11 protein-coding genes, 3 tRNA genes and 3 rRNA genes are annotated in these 24,583 nt (G+C 63.3%); 4 read left to right on the top strand and 13 right to left on the bottom strand.

Going from position 1 to position 24,583, the window contains the following annotated elements; all coding sequences use genetic code 11:
- The first annotated feature begins 31 nt into the window (after positions 1-31).
- The gene (locus JMT67_RS13970) at positions 32-2,764 is read left to right on the top strand and encodes a TonB-dependent receptor (RefSeq protein ID WP_201463798.1); all 2,733 of its coding nucleotides are present in this window, start codon (positions 32-34) and stop codon (positions 2,762-2,764) included.
- A gap of 98 nt (positions 2,765-2,862) precedes the next feature.
- On the opposite strand, the gene JMT67_RS13965 is transcribed toward JMT67_RS13970, so the two are convergent.
- Positions 2,863-4,263: a glycoside hydrolase family 28 protein gene (locus JMT67_RS13965; RefSeq protein ID WP_201463797.1), complete on the bottom strand. Its 1,401-nt coding sequence runs from the start codon at positions 4,261-4,263 to the stop codon at positions 2,863-2,865.
- A gap of 233 nt (positions 4,264-4,496) precedes the next feature.
- On the opposite strand from JMT67_RS13965, the gene JMT67_RS16425 reads away from it, so the two are divergent.
- From JMT67_RS16425 to kduI, 3 genes are all read left to right on the top strand, one after another.
- Positions 4,497-4,628 carry a hypothetical protein gene (locus JMT67_RS16425; RefSeq protein WP_267904153.1) on the top strand — a complete coding sequence of 44 codons (132 nt, stop codon included), beginning with the start codon at positions 4,497-4,499 and terminating at the stop codon, positions 4,626-4,628.
- Between the two features lie 118 nt (positions 4,629-4,746).
- On the top strand, positions 4,747-6,810 hold the full coding sequence (locus JMT67_RS13960) for a glycoside hydrolase family 88 protein (RefSeq protein WP_201463796.1): 2,064 nt from the start codon (positions 4,747-4,749) through the stop codon (positions 6,808-6,810).
- A 66-nt stretch (positions 6,811-6,876) separates the two neighbouring features.
- The gene (gene kduI, locus JMT67_RS13955; RefSeq protein ID WP_201464062.1) at positions 6,877-7,722 is read left to right on the top strand and encodes a 5-dehydro-4-deoxy-D-glucuronate isomerase; all 846 of its coding nucleotides are present in this window, start codon (positions 6,877-6,879) and stop codon (positions 7,720-7,722) included.
- Between the two features lie 96 nt (positions 7,723-7,818).
- On the opposite strand, the gene JMT67_RS13950 is transcribed toward kduI, so the two are convergent.
- The 12 genes from JMT67_RS13950 to JMT67_RS13895 all read right to left on the bottom strand — a co-directional run bounded on the left by JMT67_RS13950 (position 7,819) and on the right by JMT67_RS13895 (position 23,924).
- Entirely contained in the window at positions 7,819-9,789 is a 1,971-nt protein-coding gene (locus JMT67_RS13950) for a glycoside hydrolase family 3 protein (protein ID WP_201463795.1), read from the bottom strand.
- A gap of 99 nt (positions 9,790-9,888) precedes the next feature.
- The gene (locus JMT67_RS13945) at positions 9,889-12,795 is read right to left on the bottom strand and encodes a TonB-dependent receptor (protein ID WP_054765012.1); all 2,907 of its coding nucleotides are present in this window, start codon (positions 12,793-12,795) and stop codon (positions 9,889-9,891) included.
- Positions 12,796-12,915: 120 nt separating this feature from the next.
- Positions 12,916-14,208, bottom strand: coding sequence for a glycoside hydrolase family 30 protein (locus JMT67_RS13940; protein WP_233455888.1), 1,293 nt, complete (start codon positions 14,206-14,208; stop codon positions 12,916-12,918).
- A 209-nt stretch (positions 14,209-14,417) separates the two neighbouring features.
- The gene (locus tag JMT67_RS13935; RefSeq protein WP_191555312.1) at positions 14,418-15,500 is read right to left on the bottom strand and encodes a LacI family DNA-binding transcriptional regulator; all 1,083 of its coding nucleotides are present in this window, start codon (positions 15,498-15,500) and stop codon (positions 14,418-14,420) included.
- 220 nt (positions 15,501-15,720) lie between these two features.
- A tRNA-Met gene (locus tag JMT67_RS13930) sits at positions 15,721-15,797 on the bottom strand.
- 69 nt (positions 15,798-15,866) lie between these two features.
- Positions 15,867-15,981 (bottom strand): 5S ribosomal RNA (rrf, locus tag JMT67_RS13925).
- Positions 15,982-16,068: 87 nt separating this feature from the next.
- Positions 16,069-18,854: ribosomal RNA gene (locus JMT67_RS13920) — 23S ribosomal RNA — on the bottom strand.
- A 228-nt stretch (positions 18,855-19,082) separates the two neighbouring features.
- A tRNA-Ala gene (locus JMT67_RS13915) sits at positions 19,083-19,158 on the bottom strand.
- Positions 19,159-19,216: 58 nt separating this feature from the next.
- Positions 19,217-19,293, bottom strand: a tRNA-Ile gene (locus JMT67_RS13910).
- Between the two features lie 209 nt (positions 19,294-19,502).
- Positions 19,503-20,963: ribosomal RNA gene (locus JMT67_RS13905) — 16S ribosomal RNA — on the bottom strand.
- Together the 16S, 23S and 5S rRNA genes with 3 tRNA genes alongside form the textbook arrangement of a ribosomal RNA operon.
- A 709-nt stretch (positions 20,964-21,672) precedes the next feature.
- Positions 21,673-22,209, bottom strand: coding sequence for a chemotaxis protein CheW (locus JMT67_RS13900; RefSeq protein WP_201463793.1), 537 nt, complete (start codon positions 22,207-22,209; stop codon positions 21,673-21,675).
- The gene (locus tag JMT67_RS13895) at positions 22,209-23,924 is read right to left on the bottom strand and encodes a methyl-accepting chemotaxis protein (protein ID WP_201463792.1); all 1,716 of its coding nucleotides are present in this window, start codon (positions 23,922-23,924) and stop codon (positions 22,209-22,211) included. Before JMT67_RS13895 ends, JMT67_RS13900 begins: the two co-directional genes overlap by 1 nt.
- Positions 23,925-24,583 lie beyond the last annotated feature (659 nt).

Here is a 24,583-nt window from a genome sequence, read left to right as displayed (position 1 = left end):
TGCCACAGACGCCGGATGGGGAGAGAACAGGATGCAACGGATCAACCTCCGCAATTCGTGCGCCGTCGGCGTATCCCTGGCGGCGCTGTCTTTGGCGCTGCCGGCCGTCGCGCAAACGGCGCCGCAGGAGCCCGTGCCGACAGGGGTCGCCGATCAGCCAGCAGCCCAGGTCGAGGACATTGTCGTCACCGGCTTCCGCTCCAGCCTTCAGCAGGCGCTGAACATCAAGCGCAGCGAGGCCGGCGCCGTGGACGCCATCCTGGCCGAGGACATCGCCGATTTTCCGGATCAGAACCTGGCCGAAGCCATCCAGCGGCTGCCCGGCGTGACCATCGACCGGGTGAACGGCCAGGGCACGACCATTTCGGTCCGGGGCCTGAGCTCGGACTTCACCCGCACCCGCATCAACGGCCTGGAGGCCCAGGCGGCGTCCGGCGGCAGTCGCAACCGCAGCTTCGACTTCTCCATGTTCGCCTCGGAGCTGTTCAACAGCATCAAGGTCCGCAAGACTCAGTCGGCTGAGATCGAAGAAGGCTCCCTGGGCGCCACGGTCGATCTGCAGACCGGCCGGCCGATGGATTTCGGCGGCAGCGGCCTCAACTCGGCCTTGTCGGTCCAGGGCTCCTATAACGACCTGTCCGAAAAGACGGTGCCGCGCCTGGCCGGTCTGTTGAGCTGGACCAATGAAGACCGCACCTTCGGCGCCCTGATCTCAGCCGCCTATTCCGAGCGGTCGCCGATCCTGGAAAGCTTCAACACCACCCGCTGGCAGCAGGGCGACGCGAGCCGGCCCTACGGCGTGGGTCAGAACCTCGGCGGCTGCATCCCTTGCACCACGGCGGCCCAACGCACCGAGGTGCTGAACGCCTTTTATCCGCGCATTCCGCGCTACACCTTCGGCAACACCCAGGAGGACCGCCTGGGCGTGACCGCCGCCCTTCAATGGCGGCCCAGCGCCCGCACCGAGGTGGCGCTGGACCTTTTGTGGTCGCGCCTGAACTCCGAACTCGAAAGCCCGAACCTGGAGGCCTGGTCTTTCAGCCGCGCGGCGGTGAACAGCGTCGTCGTGCGCGACTATGCGATCGACGCCTCCAAGAACGCCTTCTCCTACGGCGTGTTCGACAATGTCCTGGTGCGGTCGGAAAACGGCTTCACGCGAAATGAAAGCACCTTCGCCCAGGCCTCGCTGAACGTCCGCCACGACTTCACCGACCGGTTCCGCGGCAATCTGAAGCTGGGCGCCAACAAGTCGGAGGCCCGCACCCCGCTGAACGTCGCCTACGCCTTCGAGCAGTCGGATGTGGACGGCTACACCATCGACTTCCGAGGCGACGACCGTCTGCCGCTGATCAACTACGGCTTCGACACCACCTCGGGCGAAGACTTCACCCTGATCCAGGCGACCCGCAGCACCAGCGGCGGCGACTTCGACAACCAGGTCGCGGCCGGCGCGCTGGAATACGACTGGTCCGACGCGGTCACCTTCAAATTCGGCGGCGAATACCGCACCTATGGTTTCAGCAACTTCGGTGTTTCGCGGGCCAACACCGCAACCGTCGGCGCGGACCGTCTGACCGGGGTCGACTCCATCGGCAAGATCGTCAGCATCGACGGCAAGATCGGCGTGCCGGCGGGCTCCAGCCTCAACTTCATCGTGCCTGACATCGGCAAGATCGCCGACTTCCTGAGCGTCTATGACGACCCATTGACCCCCAACCGCAGCGAGCGGGAAGTGGACGAAACCGATCAGGGCGTCTTCGTTCAGACCGACTTCAACACCCAGCTGGGCGCCGTGACGGTGCGGGGCAACGTCGGGGTCCGCTACGCCCGGACCGAGGTGGAATCCAAGGGCTGGCAGACCATCACCACCCCGGCCGGTCCGACCTATGAATACGTCACCGCCAACAATGACTATGACGACGTTCTGCCGTCGTTCAACCTGGCGATCGAGCCGCGCGAAGACTTGGTGATCCGGCTGGGCGCGGCCAAGGTGATGTCGCGGCCTTCGCTGGGCGATCTGACCCCCGGCGGCGGCGTTTCGCCCACCACCCGCACCGTCTCCTACGGCAATCCGCTGCTCGATCCATTCCGCGCGACCAACTACGACATGTCGGTCGAGTGGTACTTCCAGAACGAGGGCCTGCTGGCCGCCGCCGTCTTCTACAAGGACATCGACAGCTTCATCACCTCGGTGACGGAATCGATCGTGTGGAGCGACCTGGGCCTGCCGGACGAACTGCTGCAGGGGGCGGCGCGCCCGACGGACGTCTTCCAGGTCACGCGCAAGCTGAACGGCCAGGGCGGCACGCTGCACGGGCTGGAGATTCAGTATCAGCAGCCGTTCACCTTCCTGCCTGGCTTCTGGTCGAATTTCGGCTTCATCGGCAACTTCACCTATGTGGACTCCGAGGTCGACTACGGCGCCGCCGGCAAGAACCGCCTTACGGGCCAGTCCAAGAATACGGTCAACGCCACCCTCTATTACGAGAAGGGCCCCTTCCAGGCGCGCACCTCGGCCGCCTATCGCAGCAGCTATCTGATGTCCTTCCCAGGCAGCAACGGCAACTCCGAGGAAGGCATGAACGACACGGTCTATCTGGACGCATCGATGTCCTACGACATCACGCCCAACCTGACCTTCTCCCTGGAAGGGATCAACCTGACCGACGAATACAACGATCGCTATGTCGATGTGGCGGACCGCGTGTCCGACTACCGTCACACCGGCCGAGAGATCGCCGTGGGATTGCGCTGGAAGTACTGACCTTCCCTCTCTGACCTCTTCAGCGCAATTGACTGGGCCCGGAGCGCAATGCTCCGGGCCCGTTTTTTGTCGCCTGGCCTGACGGTGGGAAGCTGGGTTCAGGCCCTGTCACTCAGACCCGTGACGCGCGCCGAATCCGTCACACGCGGCGCCTTGCCGTCCAGGGTGTCGATGTTGCAGTCGACGAAGCGCCAGCCCTGGGCGTTGGCGATGGTCCCGGCGTCGTGGACGTCCCAGTCCAGGCGCTCGAACAGGAAGTCCTTCAGCGGCGCCTCGGGATAGGCGGCGGCCTCGAATCCAACCTTGCCCCCCGCGGCCTTGATGTCGGACAGGCGGACGTCGTGGATGCGCGGCACGCCTCGGTCGCGGGGCACCGGCGTCGCCAGCGCCCGCCAATAGTCCGGGACGTCCGCGACGCCAGGCGGAATCCGAGCGTAGCTGTAGTTGGGGTACCAGTTCAGGTTGACCCGGAACAGGGTGCGCACGTCCTGCAGATGGATGTCGCGCAGGCGGATGTTGGAGATGACGCCGCCGCGCGTGTGGCCCGATTTGAAGAAGATCCCCAGCGGCACCGGATATTCGATCCTGAGGCCCGAGACCTCGATGTCCTCGAACCCGCCGGAGGTTTCGCTGCCGAAGGTCATGCCGGCCAAGGCGTCGCGCACGACACAGTCCTTCACCCGCACCTGACGGCAGGGCCGGGCCACGCGCAGCCCGTCCCAGTCGCGCCCGGCCTTGATGCACAGGGCGTCGTCATTGACGGCGATGTCGCACCGCTCGACCAGCACGCGTTCCGAGGAATCGATGTCCACCCCGTCGGTGGACGGGCCGCGCCCGCCGATGTTGTTGCGGATGATCAGGTCCGAAACGGTGACGTCGCGCGAATAGCAGACGTGGACGGTCCAGAAGCCCGACCGCGCCAGATTGAGGCCCGAGACCTCCGCCTGATCCGCCTCATAAAGATGGATCAGACGCGGGCGGCGGCAGTCATAATCGGCGGCCCAGCGCAGATCGCGCGGATCATAGTCGCGCCGCAACGCCCAATAGCTGTCCCAAAAGACCTGGCCGTCGCCGTCCACCAGCCCCTCGCCGGTGATCTTCGCATTCTGCTGACGATAGATGTTGAGCAGCGCGGCCGGCCAATCCATCTCGATCCCCGCCACGCGGGTCCGGATCATCGGATAGGCGGCGATGTCCTTGAGGCCCCGGATCGTCGCCCCTCGCCCGATCATCAGGGTCACGCCCGACTTCACGAACAGCGAACCCGACAGGTAGAGGCCGGGCCTGATCACCACCGTGCCGCCGCCCTCGGCCGCCGCAGCGTCGATGGCCGCCTGGATCGGGCGCGTATTGATCGTCTGGCCGTCTCCGACGGCGCCGAAGTCCGCCGCATCATGAATTTGTCCGCCTTGCGCTCGGGCGACGGCGGGCAGAAGGGCGGGCGCGGCCGAGGTCAGGACGCCGGTCAGGCCGAGGTGAAGAAGGGATCGACGATTCATGGCGGGCCTTTTCGCACTCTGCAGAGGGAGGAAACGGGCGCGGCCATTTGACCGCAGAAAGCCGCTTCCCATATTCTGCTCTTCCGTCTCACGATAGCGGACGGTATGGTCCTGGCAAGCCGAAGCGGCGCGTGCGGCCGTGCGCCGCACAGGAAGGACACCGGTTACCACGCGCGCCGGCGCAAACGACAACGAAGAGAGCGACGCCTTCACGCGCCGCCGGAGGAAAGCCAATGCCCCTGCCCTCGCGCACCCGTCTGGCGCTGACCACCGGCCTGACCACCGCCCTCGTCCTCACCGGCCCGGCCCTGGCCCAGACGGCGTCCCAAACCCGCCCCGGCCCCGGCCGCCCCGGCCGCGTCTGAGGCCATCGCCTCGAGCGCAGCCGCACTGCCGCCCGGCGTCGAGGCGGACTGGCTGAGCCCGCGGCCCCGGCCGACCCTCTATACGGAAGCCGCTGGCCTGCCCTCCCGCCGCGATACGATGGCGGCGGTGGACTATGTCGCCTCGTCCCAGATCGCCGCCATGGCCGCCGAGCCGATCGCTCTGTCGACCGGCAGCAATCTGACGCAGATGTCGTCCAACTGGGTGGCTGCGACCTTCTATGTGGGGGCGGCGCGCCTGGCGCGGGTGACGGAAGATCCGAAGACGCTGCGATTCCTCAGCGCCGTCGCCGACCACTATAACTACAGCCTGCGCGGGGCCCGGTCCGGCAAGACCCTGCTGAACGCCGACGACATCGCCATCGGCGATCTGTACGAAGAGCTTTACGCGCGACGCGGCCAGGAAGGCGTTCTGATGCCTCTGCGTCAGAGGCTGGACTGGCAGATTCCCCATCTGGCGCGGGCGGAGGAGACGCCCGCCCTGGTCTGGTGGTGGGCCGACGCCCTTTATATGGCGCCGCCGGTTCTGGCGCGCATGTCGGCCATCACAGGCGACCCCAAATATCTGAACGCCGCCGACAAGGAGTGGCGGCGCACGGCCGATCGGCTTTGGGTCCCAGAGGAGCGCCTGTTCCTGCGCGACGAACGGTTCAAGGACCAGGACCACCGCGATGCCGACGGCGACCGCATCTATTGGTCGCGGGCCAATGGCTGGGTCATGGGCGGGTTGGCGCGCTGGCTGGAATCGGTCCCCGCCGACCTGCCGAGCCGCCCCTTCTACGTCGATCTGTTTCAGGCGATGGCGGGACGGATCGCGGAGCTGCAGCAGGACGACGGGCTTTGGCGCGCCAGCCTTCTGGACCCGGCGGCCTACCCGGAGGCTGAAACCTCCGGCTCGGTCTTCTACGTTTACGCCCTGGCCTGGGGCGTCAATCACGGCCTGCTGGACCGAGAGGCCTATCTGCCCCACGTGCTGAAGGGCTGGGCCGCACTGAACCGTCATGTCCTGCCCAGCGGCCTGTTGGGCGCCGCCCAGAAGACAGGGGACCAGCCGGTCTCGACGGCGGCGGACGACACCGGCCTCTACGCCACCGGAACCTACATCCTGGCAGGGCTGGAGATCGCTGATCTGAACGGACCGGCCCAGTCCCTGCCCGAGCCGGAGCCTGCGCGGGACACCGCTGAGGTGATCGCCGCCACCACGCCGACGCCGCCCGCTCCGGTCACCGTGAGGGGACCGGAAGAGATCCGCCGCCGCGAGGCCGAGATGCGGGCCACCGCCGCCCTGTCCTATGATCCCGCCGTCCTGGGCCGCCCCTCGACCATCGCGCCGCTCGCCCCGCCGCCGGCGGATCTGCAGACGCCGCGCGCCGTCGCACGCTTCGCGCCCGATCGGCTGGACGATCTGTTGTGGGAGAACGACCGGGTCGCGCATCGCATCTATGGTCCGGCCCTGGAGGGGCGTGAACCGCCGTCCGGGTCGGGGATCGACGTCTGGGCCAAGCGGGTCCGCTATCCCTTCATGGACCGCCAGCTGAAGTTCCCGAACTACCACGTCGATCGGGGTGAAGGGCTGGACTATTACGACGTCGGCCGCGGGCGCGGCGCAGGGGGCCTGGGCGTCTGGTACGACAACAAGCTGTGGACCAGCCGCAACTTCTCCACCCACGCCATCACCCGCACCGGCGGCGATGAGGCCCGGTTCAGTGTGACCTACCGCCCCTGGCCGGTCGATGTGGTCCGCAACGTCTGGGAGACGCGGGCGTTCAGCCTGCCGCTGGGGTCGAACTTCACCCGGATGACCTCGACGCTGAACTCGAACTCCGACGCCCCGTTGATCGTCGGCATCGGCATCTCAAAGCGACGGAACGCCAACGGCGCCGGCTTCGTCACCCGCGACGCCGCAACCGGGCGGATGATGTTCTGGGAGCCGGAAGATCCCGAGCACGGCAGCCTGGGCATAGCCGTCGTCGCCGACCCGTCCATGGTCGAAGGCTTCGCCGAGGATGCGGACAACTATCTGATGCTGGTGCGGGTCACGCCGGGCCGGCCCTTCGTCTACTATATGGGCTCGGCCTGGTCCCGCGGCCTCGACTTTTCCGACCGCCGCTCATGGGAGGCCTTCGCCGCCGATCAAGCGTTCGACTTCCGTCCGGCGCCCTGAACGCGGCCGGTCCCACTCCCGCCCCCCCCCACACCCGAACCGAGGCAGAGCGACATGTACGACAAGATGTACGACAAGGTTTATCAGGCCACTCATCCGGACATGGTGGACGGCGCCACCAATGAGCAGCTGCGCGACCGCTATCTGGTGTCCGGCCTGTTCCAGCGCGGCCGGATCAGCCTCAACTATTCGCATCATGAGCGGCTGATCATCGGCGGCGCCGTGCCGACCGACGCGCCGCTGGCCCTGCCCCGCCATTCAGAGCCGGCCTCCCTGGCCGGCAAGCCGTTCCTGCACGCCCGGGAACTGGGCGTCGTCAACATCGGGGGCGCAGGCTCGGCGATCATCGACGGCGAGACCGTGCGACTTGACTTCCGCGACGGCCTCTATGTGCCGATGGGCGCCGCCGAGGTGATCCTCGCCTCCGATGACGCGGCTGATCCGGCGCGGTTCTATCTGGTCTCGACCCCCGCCCACGCCCGCTACGACATGGTCAGGATCCCCATCGAGGCGGCGACGCCGCTGGAGATGGGCGCGCTGGAGACCTCCAACGAACGCACGATCTACCAGTATATCGTGCCCGGCAAGGTCAAGTCGTGCCAACTGCTGCTCGGCGTTACGGTGCTGAAGACCGGTTCGGTGTGGAACACCATGCCGCCCCATCTGCATGACCGCCGATCGGAGGCCTATCTCTATTTCGGCCTGGGGGAGACGGACCGGGTGTTCCACTTCATGGGCCAGCCCGACAAGACGCGCCACATCATCGTCCAGGACGGCGAAGCGGTGATCAGCCCGCCTTGGTCCATCCACATGGGCGCAGGCACCTCCAACTACACCTTCATCTGGGGCATGGGCGGCGAGAACCTGGACTATACCGACATGGACAAGCTGGATCTCTGCCAGCTGAAGTAGCCGCCTGGTTGGCGTCTCCGCAGGCGGCCCTGCGACCTTGTTCGGCTGACGCGCCATTGAGGCCCCGCCGCAGGTCGCAGGCTTACTGGGCGGCGATCATCCGATGGGGTCGCAGACGTTAGGCGTCGGCGGCAGGGGCAGAGGGTTCATGTGGACCGGCCGCGCATAGCTGAGGCCATAGCCGCGCGCGAACTGCACCACTTCGCCCTCATGCTCGCCGGTGCTGCAAGCCGATCCCGGCCAAGCGAAGGACAGACGACCGGTGAAGTCATAGGGCCCGCCGGACAGGACGTCGGCCAGCCCCGCCCCCTCCGTGCCCGGCAGGAAGGCGGCGACGAAGGCGTCGGACAGGTTGATCAGGTCGTTCACATAGGCGGGACGGCCCGAATAGAGCACCGACACCACTGGAACCCCCTTGCCCGAGACGGCGTGCAACAGGGCCAGGTCGTTCGGGCGGCGATGGCTGTACTGGACGGGCGCCGGGAAGCGTACGTCGCCATGGTACTCGGCATAGGGCGTCTCGCCCAGGACGACCACCACCTTGGCGAACCGGGTCACGTCCACCCCGACCGCGTCGCGGGAATAGACGATGTTCTCGGCGCCGAACTGGGCCGTCAGGGCCTGCAACAGGGTGGCGCCGGTGGCGAAGTCGGCATTTGTGTTTTCTGTCCCCTGCCAGGTCAGGGACCAGCCGCCGGTCTGGTTGGACAGGCTGTCGGCGCTGTCGCCCACGACCAGGATCTTCTCGCCCGGGACCAGAGGCAGGGCGGACTCGTTATTCTTCAGAAGGACGACCGACTTGCGCACCGCCTCGCGCGCCAGGTCTGCGGCGGCGACGGCCTCCGCCCGGCCGTTGTAGCGGCTTTCCGACGGCGCGTGCTCGAACAGGCCCGACCGCATCTTGACCCGCAGGATCCGCGTCACGGCGTCGTCGATGCGCGACATTGGAATGCGCCCCGCTTCCACGTCAGCGATGGTGTTGCCGATGAAGGCCTTCCAGTCTTCGGGGACCATGACCATGTCGATGCCGGCGTTGATCGCCTGGGCGCATTCGGCCTTGGCGCAGCCGGGCACCTGTTCGATCCCGTTCCAGTCAGACACCACCAGGCCGTCGAAGCCCAGCCGGTCCTTCAGCACATCGGTCAGCATCTCGCGGCTGCCGTGCATCTTGCCGTAGTCGTGGCCGGCGGCGACGTCGTCCCAACTGCTGTAGGAGGCCATGACCGTCTGCACGCCCGCCTCTATGGCCGAATAATAGCCGGCGGCGTGGCGATTGATCATTTCCGCGCGGGTGGCGCGGGTCTCGCCCTGGTCCTGACCGTTATAGGTGCCGCCGTCGCCCATATAGTGTTTGGCCGTGGCGACCACGTCGCCGTCGCCGGTCAGGTCGCCCTGAAGCCCGCGGACCAGGGCCTCGCCATATTCGGCGACCTGCTGAGGATCGCTGGAATAGCTCTCATAGGTGCGGCCCCAACGGCGGTTCTCGCCGACCGCCAGGGTGGGGGCGAAGACCCAGGTGATGCCGGTGGCGCGCACCTGGCGCGCGGTGGCGCGGCCGATCCGCTCGATCAGATCGGAGTCGTGGGCGGCGCCCAGGCCGATATTGTGGGGGAAAAGCGTGGCGCCGGAGACGTTGTTGTGGCCGTGCACCGCGTCCGTACCCCAGATCAGCGGGATCTTCACCGCCATGTCGGTGGCGAGGGCGGCGTCGTGATAGCGGTCCGACAGGGCCGCCCATTCGGCGACGGTCGCGCGCTTGTTCATGGCGGGCCAGGCGCCGCCGCCGTTCAGGACCGAGCCGATGTAATACTGGGTCACCTCTTCGGGCGTGATGTAGCGGACGTCCGGCTGGGTCATCTGACCGATCTTCTGCGCCAGGGTCATGCCCGCCACGATCCGGGCGATCCGCGTCTCCATGGCGGCGTCCGGCGCGTGGGCGGGGGTCAGAGCCGGCCAGTCCGGGAGACTTTGACCGGGGGCGGTCTGCTGGCCGACGGCGCTCATCGGCGCAAGGGCGGACCCGGCCAGAAGCAGCAGGGATAGAAGCTTGGTCTTGCGAAGGGTCATGCGCCGTCTCTCGATGCTACAGGGGCCGAATGAGCGAATAGAGAGGGCGGGACGGACAGGCCGCCCCGCCCCAGTGTCCAGGGCCGTGGGAGGGGCGCCCTAGAACCGGTAGTTGACGCCGAACAGGAACTGGCGACCGTACTCCTCGTAGGTCTCCGGCAGGGAGCCGCCGTCGGCCGTCGTCGTGCCGCCGCTGTCCAGACCCAGGCGGGTCCGATAGGGCGAGTTGGTCAGGTTGTTGACCTGGAACAGGACGCCCAATCCCTCCAGAGGCCCTTCCTCGAAGGTGTAGCCGATCTGGGCGTCGATCTGCTCGTCGTCCAGGATTTCGGTGTAGCCGCGCGTCGCGAACAACTGCACCACCTCGCCCTTGAAGGCTTCGCGGAACCGCTTGCTGATCCGCGCCTGGAAGCCGCCGTGTTCGTAGTAGGCGGTGACGTTGTAGACCGTGCCGGACAGGCCGGGGATGCGAACCGTCTGTCCATCCGGAGCCGGATTCAGATCCGACTCCGTGAAGGAGATGCTGCCCAACAAGCCCAGTCCATCCAGCGGCGCCCACACCGTACCGAAGTTCAAGGCGCCGCTGACCTCAAGCCCCTGAACCGTTCCACCATTGCCGTTGGCCGGCAGGCTGATCTGTCCGATCGGGCTGATGTTCACACCCGCCGGAATAGAGGACGCCGTCGACGGCAGGGGTATGCCGGTGAAGTCGAAGGTGCCGTTCTGGACATAGATGTAAGTCTCCAGATCCTTGTAGAATCCGGCAATCGACAGATAGGTGGTGGCGTCGACGTACCATTCATAGGCGAGGTCGAAGGCGTTCGCTCGCCAAGGCTCCAGGTTCGGATTGCCGCCCGAGGCGGACCAGGGGTTGACGGTCGAACCCGGCGGACAGGTCTGGCCCGTGCAGACCAGGGCGTTGAAGCCCGGCGTCACATTGGCCCGCATCTCGTCCATGCGCGGCCGCGCCATGGTGCGTGACGCAGCGAAACGGAGACGATGCCCGCCGCCCAGATCATAGATCAGGTTCAGGCTCGGCAGGATGTCCAGATAGTCCGCCCCCTTGGTGACGGAAATCGGCGTGATCGGCGCGCCGGGCTCGGTGCCGTTGATCACGACGCCGGTCGATTCCTGGTTCTGGACGACGGCCTGCATGCCGACATTGCCGCTCCAGCGACCACCCATGAAGTCCAGCTTCACGAAGGCCGTGGTGACCTGTTCTTCTATATCCCAGTTCTTGTCGAAATAGTTGGCGTCGAGGATCGGCGCGCGATCGTAGTACACGTCAAGCGCACGGCTCAGATCGACGGCCAGGACATTGCCGAAACCGGCCCAGTCCAGCGACACCGGCGTTTCCAGATACTGAGCGTCAACATAGACCTGCTGCCGGCCATTCTTCAGGAACAGGTCATAATCATCGACCCTCTTGGACTTCTCGCGCTTGGCGTAGTTTACGCCGGCCGTGAAGGTGTTGAAGAAGCCCTCCATGTCGCGCTCGATCTTCAGATCGGCGGACTGGATGGTCTCCTCGACGTCGGGGAAGCGAATGGCTCCGTCGTGGCCCCAGCCGCCCCAAGGCGCCCGGTCACCCAGCGACACCTGCGAGGCGTCCGCATAGTCCAGACCTTCGGCATAGGTCGGATAGCCGTCGTCGTTCACCGTGAAGTCAATGACGTCCAGGGTGCGGCCGACGTTCGGCGTCGATGGCGTCACGCCGCCCGTCCCCCGTCCATAGCCGGCGTAGGTTTCCAGAATGGTCTCGCGGCGACGATTGTTCGAATAGGACAGGTCGGCGACGAGGCGGGTCCGGTCGTTCAGCTCGTACTGGGTGTTGAAGCCGACCGAGAAAATCTCGTCTTCGCGGGTGTTGCGGTCGTTGCGGATGATGGGAACGGCGTTGTGGATCGTGCCGCTGCGGCCGAACGACGAGCCGCCGCGATCCTCGGTCACGACCCCCGTAAAATAGGCGTCGTCAGCCCAGGCGTTCGAAAACCACTGCGCGCCCCGCGTGGTCTCTTCCTGCTCGAATTTCGAATAGTAGAGATCGAGGATCGAATGGACCCGCTCGTTCGGACGCCATTCGACAATGCCGATGACCGCGTCGCGCTGATTCAGGCGTGACGTCGAGAAGATTTCCTGTCCGTTCAGCAGCAGGGCCGTGTCGGCGCTGTCCGGTTGGACGGAATCGACAGTGCAGGTCGATCCGGGCGCGCTGGGTTCGCAGACCCCGCCGAACGACTCATAACCATAGGCCTTGTAGTGTTTGTTCTGCGACGGGGAATCCAGGTGGGCGTATCCGAGCGCAATGCCAAGCGTCCCGTCCGCCAGCTGGTCGATATAGCTGACCGAGAAACGTCCGCCATAGTTGCGGATATCATCGTTGAGGGCGTCGCCTTCGGTCATCTCGCCGCGAAGGTTGACCGCCACGGCGCGGTCGCCGAACGTCAATGGCCGCACGGTCCGCAGATCGGCCGTGCCGGACAGCCCCATGCCCGAGACCTCGGCGTCCGGCGTCTTATAGATGACGACGCCGGACAGCAGTTCGGACGGGTATTGGTCGAATTCCACCGCCCGGTTGTCGCCCGAACTGGCCTGTTGACGCCCGTTCAGCAGGGTGGTGGTGAAATCCGGCGCCAGGCCCCGAATCGAAATCACCTGGGCGCGGCCGTTGACGCGCTGAGCCGCCAACCCAGGCAGACGGGCGATGGATTCCGCGATGGAGACATCGGGCAGCTTGCCGATATCCTCCGCCGAGACCGCTTCGACGATCGAAGTTTCCCGCCGTTTGATGGAAATCGAATCCGCCAGTCCTCGCCGAAGACCGGTGACGACGATCTCCTCGACCTCCGTCGGAGCGGCGTCGGCGCCCGACGGCGGCGTCTGGGTTTGGGCGACGGCGACCGTCGGCAGGACGGAAGCCAGCGCCAAGGCCGAAGCCGTGACGCGGAGGCGACGGCGACCCTGGTTTGAACGAATGGAACTGCCCCCAGCGAATGCGCTGCGCATTTGATCTCCCCTCACGTTTCCTCGGCGCAGCGCCCCTTGGGCCTGCGTCCTTCTTTGTTGGCGCTCATTGGAAGCGCTTCCAACACGCTACCACCTTTTGCATTTTTGACAAGATAGGCCTTAGCGCGGGCTGCTCCATACGTAGGTGGCGGCGCTGGAGGCCGGCAGGAGGACCTGGGCCCGCCGGCCCGCTTCGCCGACATCGAAGCGCGCCTCAACGTCCGCCGGATTCAGGACCACCAGCACCCGTCGCCCATCCGGATTGACGAAACCGACCGCCTCAAGCCCCTCCGGTTTCGCCACCGTCACGCGCCTGGCGCCCTGGCGTACAAATCGGCTGGCGTGCCCAAAGGCGTAGTATTCCTGGTTCTTCTGAACGGCGCCGGTTCGGCTGTCTATCGTCACCACGCCGCGGCAGTCACTGCATCCGCCCGCGTGCGGACCATGGTTTTCGTCCAGGGCGATGTTCCACATCAGAACGCCGCGCGCATGGTTTTCCACTGCGCCGATGATCAGGCTCTTCATGGTCCAGACGAAGCTGTCCTTGAAGGCGGGGGCCCACTCGCCGCCGGAGCATTCCGTGAAGAAGACGTCCTTGTCGGGATAGGCGTCGAACACTTTCGACTGGGCCGAGACGTCGCCTGCATAGCAATGCCAGGCGACGCCGGAGACATAGGCCCGGGCCTCAGGGTCGGCCAATACGCCCAAGGGCTGCTCCGGCTTGTCCCAGTTGTGATCCCAGTCGAGGATCTTCGTCTCCACCCCCGACCGCTCCAGTCGGGGTCCCAAGTCCCGCCCGATGAACGTCGCGCGCCCCTGTGGTCCCCACCGCATGCCGGGATAGGAGTCGGGCTCGAAGTCAGGCTCGTTCTGAATGCTGATATAGTGGGTCGGCACGCCCTCTGCCGCAGCCTCTGCAATATAGCGCGTCAGATACTCGGCATAGGTCGAATAGTATTGGGGCTTCAACTCTCCCTGGATCAAGGAGCCCGTCGTCTTCATCCAGCCCGGCGCGCTCCACGGCGTGGCCATGATCTTGAGCTGAGGATTGATCGCCAGGGCCTGGCGAACCGTGGGGAACACCTCCGCAGCCATGGGCGCGACCGAAAACCCCGCCAGCGAGGGATCGGCTTGATCTGCGAGGCTGTAGTGGCTCCGCGAAAAGTCGGACGCGCCGATCGTCACGCGCGTGAAGTCGAACCCCAGCCCGCCGTCCGCCCGGCCGAACAGGTCGCGCATCAGGGCGTCGCGTTGAGCGGGCGTCATCCGGCTCTGGATAAGATACGCCGACGCATCCGTTATGGCGGCGCCGAAGCCGACCATGGTTTGAAGCGGCGTCTGCGGGTCAAGAAGCACCGCCTGGCCCGTCGCCTCGACAGCCGCCCGCCTCATCATCAGCGGTTCGTGTTGCATGAGGCGGGACTGGTCCCCGGTCGTGATCCAGCCGCCATCCGGCGCCGAGGCGCATCCTGCCGCGCCTGAAGCAGCCAAAAACAAGCCGCAAATCGCGGCCGTGTGAGCTTTCATGCCTTCCTCCCTGCAGACGTCTGACGCGCCTGTCGATTTATTGGAAGCGCTTCCATAATGACGGTGCGGCTGCGCGCGTCAAGGCCTCCTGCCTTCTATCCCGCCCAGCTTCCCACCGACTCCCGCGCGACCACGGCGTGCGGCAGGGTGCGGAAGGTCCAGTCGCCGGCGTCTCTTCCTGCGATCCGACCCGAGAGCAGCCGGACCGCCTCTCCGCCCATCTCCTTCAGCGGTTGGTGCACCGTCGTGAGCGGCGGCCAGACGATGCCCGAGACGGGCGTGTCGTCAAAGCCGGAAATCGACAGATCACCCGGCACCTGAAGGCCGCGCGCATGGGCCACCGACAGGGCGCCTGCGGCCATATCGTCATTGGCGCAGATCAGAGCGGTGGGGCGAGGGCTGAGCGAAAGGAGGCGCGAAGCGATTAGCCCGCCCGATCGAAAGGTGAAGTCACCCGGCTCCACCACCAAGGCCGCCTCATCCAGCCCCGCTTCTCGCATCGCGCGCCTTACGCCGTCCAAACGGCTCTTGGCGGACAGATGGCCCGGTATCCCACTGAGATAAGCGAGCCGTCGATGCCCCAGATCGATCAGATGGCGGGCGATGTCCCGTCCTCCCGCCTCGTCGTCGATGCCGACGGCGTCGATCAGCCCCCGTCCGTCGCCGCCGGGCGACACGGCGGCTAGATGAACGCCTCTGGTCCTGAGTTGCCGGATCAGATCGACGTTGTCGCAAAAGGGCGGCGTCAAGATCACCCCCTGGCACCTCTGACTGGTCGCGATCTCCAACAACTGCTGGACCGCCGCAGGATCGTCCTGCGGCACGTGGCGGGTGATCAGTTGAAAGCCCGCCAGCAGGCATTCCCGTATCGCGCCAAGCTCCAGCGCAGAGGCGTAGAAGGAGTTGGGCTCCGCATCCAGGTCCGAGGCCAGGATCAGGGCCAGAACGCCGCTGGCGCCGCCGGCCAGCGACCGCGCCTGAGGATTGACGCGGTAGTCCAGGGCCTTCACCGCCTCCAGCACCTTGCGTCGCACCGGATCGCGAACATTCGGGCCGCCGTTGAGAACGCGCGACACCGTGGTCCGCGCAACGCCCGACAGCCGCGCCACATCATCGATTGTGGGCTTCTTGGGCGCCCGCCCATGCTCCGGTGTCCGCATCGTGTCTGGATGGCTCATGGCGGCGCTGACTGCAAGGCCGCCCGCAACGATCGAGCGCGCCCAAGCCAGCGTTGAGTCCAGACCGGGGCTGAGTCCAGGACCGTCGAGCCGGTTCGCTCGAGAACAACCTCACTTCAGCTGCTGGGACGCTTGGCGTTCGGGTCCGGGATGGGGGTGCGGGCTTGGGGTTTCAGGCAGCAAAAAGCCGCTAGATCGTTGATCCAGCGGCTTGATTGTTTGGGTGCGGGAGCAGGATTTGAACCTGCGACCTTCAGGTTATGAGCCTGACGAGCTACCGGGCTGCTCCATCCCGCGGCAGGGGTGGTTTGTGGAGGAAGAAGGGGTTCGACAAGGATTTTTCATCATCGGCTGTCCGCCTGGTAGACCCGGCGGCGACCTACTCTCCCGCGCCTTGAGACGAAGTACCATTGGCTCTGGAGGGCTTAACGACCGAGTTCGGAATGGGATCGGGTGGGGAACCTCCGACATAGCCACCAGGTCAACGAGGCGGACAGCGGATGATGAGAAGACATTGTCGTGACGATCATCGGGTGATTGATGATCATCAAATGAGTTTTGCTGAGAAACGATCAAACCGATCGGATTATTAGTACCAGTAAGCTTCACGCGTCGCCGCGCTTCCACACCTGGCCTATCAACGTGGTAGTCTTCCACGATCCTCAGCGAAGCCTTGTTTTGAGGTTAGTTTCCCGCTTAGATGCTTTCAGCGGTTATCTATTCCATACTTAGCTACCCTGCTGCACAGCTGGCGCCATGACAGGTACACCAGAGGTATGTCCATCCCGGTCCTCTCGTACTAGGGACAGATCCTCTCAAGCTTCGAACACCCACGGCAGATAGGGACCAAACTGTCTCACGACGTTCTGAACCCAGCTCACGTACCACTTTAAATGGCGAACAGCCATACCCTTGGGACCTGCTCCAGCCCCAGGATGTGATGAGCCGACATCGAGGTGCCAAACTTTGCCGTCGATATGGACTCTTGGGCAAAATCAGCCTGTTATCCCTAGAGTACCTTTTATCCGTTGAGCGATGGCCCTTCCACTCGGGACCACCGGATCACTATGGCCGACTTTCGTCTCTGCTCGACTTGTCAGTCTCGCAGTCAGGCGAGCTTATGCCATTGCACTCGACGAGCGATTTCCGACCGCTCTGAGCTCACCATCGCGCGCCTCCGTTACACTTTGGGAGGCGACCGCCCCAGTCAAACTACCCACCACGCCATGTCCCGGGACCGGATAACGGTCCTCGGTTAGACGTCAACGACAGTAAGGGTGGTATTTCAAGGACGACTCCACCAAGGCTGGCGCCCCGGCTTCATAGTCTCCCACCTATCCTACACATACGGTCGCTAACGCCAAGGCGAAGCTATAGTAAAGGTTCATAGGGTCTTTCCGTCTGACCGCGGGAACCCCGCATCTTCACGGGGAATTCAATTTCACTGAGCCTGTGCTGGAGACAGTGGGGAAGTCGTTACGCCATTCGTGCAGGTCGGAACTTACCCGACAAGGAATTTCGCTACCTTAGGACCGTTATAGTTACGGCCGCCGTTTACCTGGGCTTCAGTTCGGAGCTTTCACTCCTCCCTTTAACCTTCAGGCACCGGGCAGGCGTCAGACCCTATACGTCGCATTGCTGCTTCGCAGAGCCCTGTGTTTTTGCTAAACAGTCGCTACCCCCTGGCTTGTGCCACTCAGTCCTGGTTGCCCAGGGTGAGTCACGCTTATTCCGAAGTTACGCGTGCAATTTGCCGAGTTCCTTCAGCACAGTTCTCTCAAACGCCTTGGTATGCTCTACCTGACCACCTGTGTCGGTTTCGGGTACGGTCTCTGCTGGAGTTATTTCCTGGGACAACGCCCCCGCACACACAATCCAATAAGTGGGTACGAGTTATGCCATCCGTCACTTCCAGCTGGTGCAGGAATATTTACCTGCTTCCCATCGACTACGCTTTTCAGCCTCGCCTTAGGGGCCGACTAACCCTGCGCAGATTAGCTTTACGCAGGAACCCTTGGTCTTTCGGCGAGAGTGTCTCTCACACTCTTATCGTTACTCATGTCAGCATTCTCACTTCCGATACCTCCAGCCAGGCTCACGCCTGACCTTCACCGGCTTACGGAACGCTCCGCTACCGCTTGCACAAAGTGCAAACCCATATCTTCGGCGACTGGCTTGAGCCCCGTTACATTTTCCGCGCAGGATCGCTTGATCAGTGAGCTGTTACGCTTTCTTTAAAGGATGGCTGCTTCTAAGCCAACCTCCTGATTGTCAAAGCAATCCCACATCGTTTCCCACTTAGCCAGTACTTGGGGGCCTTAGATGATGGTTAGGGTTGTTTCCCTTTTCACGACGGACGTTAGCACCCGCCGTGTGTCTGCCCGATAGTTCTCTTAGGTATTCGGAGTTTGGTTAGTATTGGTACCGCTCGCGCAGCCCGCAACCATCCAGTGCTCTACCCCCTAAGGAATTCGTCGGACGCTCTACCTAAATAGATTTCGCGGAGAACCAGCTATGTCCAAGTTTGATTGGCCTTTCACCCCTATCCACAAGTCATCCGAGAATTTTTCAACATTCACCGGTTCGGTCCTCCAGTTGGTGTTACCCAACCTTCAACCTGCTCATGGATAGATCACTTGGTTTCGGGTCGTCATACGTCGAACTTAGCGCCCTATTCAGACTCGCTTTCGCTGCGCCTACACCTAACGGCTTAAGCTTGCTCGACACATGAAGTCGCTGACCCATTATACAAAAGGTACGCCGTCACCCCGCTTGGGGGCTCCGACTGCTTGTAGGCTTCCGATTTCAGGATCTGTTTCACTCCCCTTGTCGGGGTGCTTTTCACCTTTCCCTCACGGTACTTGTTCACTATCGGTCGTAGAGGAGTACTTAGGCTTGGAGGGTGGTCCCCCCATGTTCAGACAGGATTTCACGTGTCCCGCCCTACTCGAGTCTCTTGCTGTTTGATGACTACGGGGCTTTCACCCACTATGGCCGACCTTTCCAGATCGTTCGTCTTTATTTCACAAGAGCACTGGCCTGGTCCCGGTTCGCTCGCCACTACTACGGGAGTCTCGGTTGATGTCCTTTCCTACGGGTACTGAGATGTTTCAGTTCCCCGCGTTTGCTTAATGAAGCCTATGTATTCAGCTCATTATACCTTTCAACAATCCGCCAATCGCTGACCCGACCGAAGCCGGAACAGAGTTGGAAGACTGTAAAGGTGGGTTCCCCCATTCGGAAATAACCGGATCAAAGGGTGCTAGCGCCTCCCCGGTTCTTATCGCAGCTTGCCACGTCCTTCATCGCCTCTCTACGCCAAGGCATCCGTCAGAAGCCCTTCAACGTTTGATCGTTTCTCAGCAAAACTCATGCTTGGTTTATTCCACCCGACTGGAAAGGCGCCGGGGGACCAAGCCTGATTTTTGTCAGACAATGTCTTCTTATCGAACCAGACCTAAAAGCTCAGGGGAGCCGGTCTCATTCTTCCTTCACAATATCAATGCACATCACCCATTCAGGTAACGGCAAACTTGTATGCGATGCGCGCCTCAGGTCATTCGCCTCTCGCCGCTCGGCGAGTGGTGGAGCCAGACGGAGTCGAACCGACGACATCCTGCTTGCAAAGCAGGCGCTCTACCAACTGAGCTATGGCCCCTTCTCAGGGTCAAGCCAGGAGAGCTGTCGACGAACCGTCCAGATGGATCCTAGAGGGCTGGTAGGCCCGGGCAGACTCGAACTGCCGACCTTACGCTTATCAGGCGTACGCTCTAACCACCTGAGCTACGGGCCTAGGGCAGCGCGACAGCCAGGAGTTCCGGGCTCGCGATCGCGTCACCAACTCGACGGCCCGTATGGCCGAAGCGTCGATGACGAAAGTGGAAAGAGAAACGGAGACGGCGGCATCCTGCCGTTTTTGCTCTGCGCTACCGCATTGCTGCTTGAGCGCATCGCTATGTGGAGCCTCAATAGCCTCGTGAGAGACTGGAGAAGCATCCTTAGAAAGGAGGTGATCCAGCCGCAGGTTCCCCTACGGCTACCTTGTTACGACTTCACCCCAGTCGCTGACCCTACCGTGGTCGCCTGCCTCCTTGCGGTCAGCGCAGCGCCTTCGGGTAGAACCAACTCCCATGGTGTGACGGGCGGTGTGTACAAGGCCCGGGAACGTATTCACCGCGGCATGCTGATCCGCGATTACTAGCGATTCCAACTTCATGCCCTCGAGTTGCAGAGGACAATCCGAACTGAGACGACTTTTAAGGATTAACCCTCTGTAGTCGCCATTGTAGCACGTGTGTAGCCCACCCTGTAAGGGCCATGAGGACTTGACGTCATCCCCACCTTCCTCCGGCTTAGCACCGGCAGTCCCATTAGAGTTCCCAACTGAATGATGGCAACTAATGGCGAGGGTTGCGCTCGTTGCGGGACTTAACCCAACATCTCACGACACGAGCTGACGACAGCCATGCAGCACCTGTGTCCCAGTCTCCGAAGAGAAAGCCACATCTCTGTGGCGGTCCGGGCATGTCAAAAGGTGGTAAGGTTCTGCGCGTTGCTTCGAATTAAACCACATGCTCCACCGCTTGTGCGGGCCCCCGTCAATTCCTTTGAGTTTTAATCTTGCGACCGTACTCCCCAGGCGGATTGCTTAATGCGTTAGCTGCGTCACCGAAATGCATGCATCCCGACAACTAGCAATCATCGTTTACGGCGTGGACTACCAGGGTATCTAATCCTGTTTGCTCCCCACGCTTTCGAGCCTCAGCGTCAGTAATGAGCCAGTATGTCGCCTTCGCCACTGGTGTTCTTCCGAATATCTACGAATTTCACCTCTACACTCGGAGTTCCACATACCTCTCTCACACTCAAGACACCCAGTATCAAAGGCAATTCCGAGGTTGAGCCCCGGGATTTCACCCCTGACTTAAATGTCCGCCTACGCTCCCTTTACGCCCAGTAATTCCGAGCAACGCTAGCCCCCTTCGTATTACCGCGGCTGCTGGCACGAAGTTAGCCGGGGCTTCTTCTCCGGGTACCGTCATTATCGTCCCCGGTGAAAGAATTTTACAATCCTAAGACCTTCATCATTCACGCGGCATGGCTGCGTCAGGCTTTCGCCCATTGCGCAAGATTCCCCACTGCTGCCTCCCGTAGGAGTTTGGGCCGTGTCTCAGTCCCAATGTGGCTGATCATCCTCTCAGACCAGCTACTGATCGTCGCCTTGGTGAGCCTTTACCTCACCAACTAGCTAATCAGACGCGGGCCGCTCTAAAGGCGATAAATCTTTCCCCCGAAGGGCACATTCGGTATTAGCACAAGTTTCCCTGAGTTATTCCGAACCTAAAGGCACGTTCCCACGTGTTACTCACCCGTCCGCCACTAAGTCCGAAGACTTCGTTCGACTTGCATGTGTTAGGCCTGCCGCCAGCGTTCGCTCTGAGCCAGGATCAAACTCTCAGGTTGAGTTGACTTCTGACCTAAAGCACTCGGACCGTCCGAAAGGACGTCCTGGCATTAGTTCTACGTATTTGTTTGACGAGTTCCCACCCGTCGATCCTAGGACCGACGCATGGTATCTTTTCAAAAAGACCGCAGATAGTCAGTGTCGTATGATAGCCCCTAGGACTATCGCAAGGACACCGCCGCCTGCGTTTCTCTTTCCATATCAACAATGTCAAAGACCAGAACCGCCAAAGCGGCCCGACTTGTTTAGCGCCTCGTCGTCGGCGGAGGCGGCGATTTAGAGACCGCCGAACCTCATGTCAACCGCTCTTTTCAGAGATTTTGCAGATCCAAGACCAAGGCCTCAAAACCACAAAAAACCACCGCAAGGAAAACCAAGAGGCCTTCCTCTTAACCGTTCGGCGATTCGATTGGAGCGCGGAACCTATTGAAACCAACCCAGGAAAGCAAGAAGTTTTTCAACCCCTCAACTCCCCCAAAACTCCCGAAACCAAAGTCCCAAAAGCCTCAAAGGCCGGCCCGTCTCCGAGCGAGGCAGCCCTATACGGGCCACCCTCCTAACCCGCAACCAGATTCTGAAGGTTCGATGAAAAAACTGCCCAAGTGGCGGTCAACGAACGAGGACGCCTGACGGTTCCCGCCCCCGTCCCTCCGATATGGACTGAGCCTGACGCGGCGGCGTCGTTCGGGCGAGACGTGGGCGTCCGGTTCAGGCGGCGCGTTCGACAGGGGCGAAGGCGGCGAGGTCGGCCGCATCGCCGGTGGTGGACAGGAGGCGAGGCAGGTCGATCAGGACGACGAAGCCGTCGTCGCGCCGCACCACGCCGGAGATGTAGTCCGAACGCCATTTGATCCCGATGTCGGGCGAGGGCTCGATCTGGTCGGCGGCGAAGCTGGTGACCTCGAACACCCGGTCGGCGACCAGACCCAGGCTCAGGGTCCGGTCCTCCAGCGGGATGTCCAGGACCAGGATCCGGGTGTTCAGGGTCGGTTCGACCGGCGCCATCCCCAGGCGGATCCGCAGATCCGCCGTGGGAACGCCCTGGCCGCGCACATCGGTCAGACCCATCAGATAGGCGGGACTGTTGGGGATGCGCGACGGGGGCTGATAGGTCAGGATCTCCCGCACCAGCCCGACCGGGGCGGCGAAGACCTCCTCGCCCAGGCCGAAGCTGACGTACTGGCCGGCGAAGGCGCCGCTCACGGGGCTGTCGGCCGAGGTCTTTCTTTCCGCTTGGCCGGACATCAGGCGCTCTCCCGGAAGTCCATGTCCTCGGCGTCAGCGCCGCCGACCGTCATGTCCAGGGCGAAACCCTTGGCGCGAGCCTGCTGGGCGTGGACCGGGGATTTGGCCGTCGAAGACGGGGCCGACGTCGATCGGGCCGCGGAGCTGAGCACGGTGACCCTGGCGCCCGTCGCACGGTGGCGCGGCGAGGCCGAGGCGCGCGGCGCCGAACGCCCTTCGCCCGAGGCGTCGGTGCGGAAGAAGGCGATCGAGGTCTGAAGCTCTTCGGCCTGGGCCGCCAGTTCTTCCGAGGTCGCCGACATCTCTTCCGAGGCCCCGGCGTTCTGCTGGGTCACCTTGTCCAGCTGCTGGACCGCCTCATTGATCTGGTTGGCCCCGATGTCCTGTTCACGGCAGGCGGCGCTGATTTCCGAGACCAGTTCGGCGGTCTTGCGGATGTCCGGCACCAGACGCTGCAGCATGTCGCCGGCTTCCTGAGCGGCCTTGACCGTGTCGCATGAGACGGTGCCGATTTCAGCGGCGGCCGTCTGGCTGCGTTCGGCCAGTTTGCGGACCTCGGAGGCGACGACCGCGAAGCCCTTGCCGTGCTCCCCGGCGCGGGCGGCCTCGACCGCGGCGTTCAGGGCCAGCAGGTCGGTCTGACGCGCGATCTCCTGCACGATGCCGATCTTGTCGGCGATGGTGCGCATGGCGTCCACGGCGCGGTTGACCGCCTCGCCGCTGGCCTCAGCGTCCTTGGCCGACTGGCGCGAGATCTTCTCGGTCTGGGCGGCGTTGTCGGCGTTCTGTTTGATGTTGGCGGCCATCTGCTCCATCGAAGAGGAGACCTGTTCCGCCGCCGCCGCCTGTTCTGTGGCGCCCTGGCTCATCTGTTCGGACGTCGAAGACAGTTCCTGGCTGCCGGACGACACATTGTCGGCGGCCGACAGGGCGTCGGACACCACGCCGCGCAGCCGTTCGATCATGGTGTTCAGATTGCCCAGCATGTCGCCGATCTCATCGCGGGTGGTGACGGCGACCGTCCTGGTCAGATCCCCCTCGGCCACGGCGCGGCCCGCCTCATGGGCGCGATGCAGCCCCCGCTTGATGACGAAGGACCCCGGGGTGCAGCCGCCCGGGGCCACCAGAACCGCCGCAACGGCGGTGATGATCAGGCCGGGTCGGGCGTTTTCGAAGACGGTTGTGGTGGCCGCCTCGGCCTCCTTCATCTTCTCCCTGTCGATTTCAACGATGCGGTGGGTGGACTTCTCCAGTTCGGCCGCCAAGGTCCGGGCCTCGTTCAGCATCAGGGCGCCGGCGCCGGCCTTGTCGTTCGCCAGGGCCAGACGATGAACCTCGTTGCTGATCAGCTTGTACTGGGCCCAGGTGTCGGCCAGCTTGGTCCAGTCGCCCTTGGCCTCGGGCGAGGCGGCGGCGAGGGCCTGGTTCAGCTGATCTTCAAGGCGTCCTGCAGCCTGTTTCGCCTCTTCCGAAAAGGTCCGGACCTGTGCGGGGTCGGTCGCCAGCACCATGCCGCGTTCGCGCCGCACCACGCCGCCGAACTCGGCGTCCACACTTTGGGCGCGGCTCAGCTGCGCCGCCGGCCCCTCGATCAGTTCGGTGATGGATTGGTTTAACGTCCCCAGTCGGCTGATCGACAGGGCGACGATGCCGACGAGGGCCAGGATCAACAGGCCGAAGGTTACGGCCAGCTTGGCCTTTATGGTGAAACGCATGATCTCTCTCCGCAATGGCCGGTTAGGGGTGGGCGAGGGACGCGACCGGCCATGGGGCGTCCTGAAAATTGAAGAAGGGGCGAGGTGCGGTCAGGTCAGACCTCGCCGGGGGCGCGCAACGCCCCCTCTTGGTCGAAATAGTAACAGTCATCTCAGTCCCCTTCCGCAGCCTTAGCCACACAACCAGAAGCATCATTAGCTTGCATGGTTAAACCGGCTTCAACCCTGGGTTAGGGGGTTGTACTTAGCGCAGCAACTATACTGAAAACCGCGCAAAGAGGCTGGGCCGCGCCCTGATCGTGCAAGGCTAACCATGCAGCCCTGAGTGTTCGCCATAGACCCAGGTAGCGGACGGACGGCCTTCGGCGGCGCCGACCGCCTCGCTCCTAGAGCCTGATCCGTTGAGGAGGAACCGCTACGCGGTTCCGCTGAAACGGTGAATCAGGCTCCAGATTAAAGCGAGAGCATGATTCACGCTTCTGTCGGAACCGCTATGCGGTTCCGTCCGAAACGATCATGCTCTTGCCGAGCGAAAGATACCGTCGGACCAAAGACCGCAAACGTCAATAAGTCTGCGTCTGATTCTCATCAGTAATCCGATCATCGACCAAGGTCGTAATCCATTGCACAGAGACGCAAGGCATCTATTCTCAATGGTG

The sequence above is a fragment of the Brevundimonas aurantiaca genome (genome assembly GCF_904830995.1).
In the GTDB taxonomy this organism is placed as follows: domain Bacteria; phylum Pseudomonadota; class Alphaproteobacteria; order Caulobacterales; family Caulobacteraceae; genus Brevundimonas; species Brevundimonas aurantiaca.
Note: the sequence above shows the minus strand (reverse complement) of the source record. Positions and strands in the feature narration are given on the sequence as shown.

Coding starts and splice junctions, on each gene's coding strand:
- JMT67_RS13970 (WP_201463798.1), top strand. CDS start 32: ATGCAACGGATCAACCTCCGCAATTCGTGCGCCGTCGGCGTATCCCTG.
- JMT67_RS13965 (WP_201463797.1), bottom strand. CDS start 4,263: ATGAATCGTCGATCCCTTCTTCACCTCGGCCTGACCGGCGTCCTGACC.
- JMT67_RS16425 (WP_267904153.1), top strand. CDS start 4,497: ATGCCCCTGCCCTCGCGCACCCGTCTGGCGCTGACCACCGGCCTGACC.
- JMT67_RS13960 (WP_201463796.1), top strand. CDS start 4,747: ATGGCGGCGGTGGACTATGTCGCCTCGTCCCAGATCGCCGCCATGGCC.
- kduI (WP_201464062.1), top strand. CDS start 6,877: ATGTACGACAAGGTTTATCAGGCCACTCATCCGGACATGGTGGACGGC.
- JMT67_RS13950 (WP_201463795.1), bottom strand. CDS start 9,789: ATGACCCTTCGCAAGACCAAGCTTCTATCCCTGCTGCTTCTGGCCGGG.
- JMT67_RS13945 (WP_054765012.1), bottom strand. CDS start 12,795: ATGCGCAGCGCATTCGCTGGGGGCAGTTCCATTCGTTCAAACCAGGGT.
- JMT67_RS13940 (WP_233455888.1), bottom strand. CDS start 14,208: ATGCAACACGAACCGCTGATGATGAGGCGGGCGGCTGTCGAGGCGACG.
- JMT67_RS13935 (WP_191555312.1), bottom strand. CDS start 15,500: ATGAGCCATCCAGACACGATGCGGACACCGGAGCATGGGCGGGCGCCC.
- JMT67_RS13900 (WP_201463793.1), bottom strand. CDS start 22,209: ATGTCCGGCCAAGCGGAAAGAAAGACCTCGGCCGACAGCCCCGTGAGC.
- JMT67_RS13895 (WP_201463792.1), bottom strand. CDS start 23,924: ATGCGTTTCACCATAAAGGCCAAGCTGGCCGTAACCTTCGGCCTGTTG.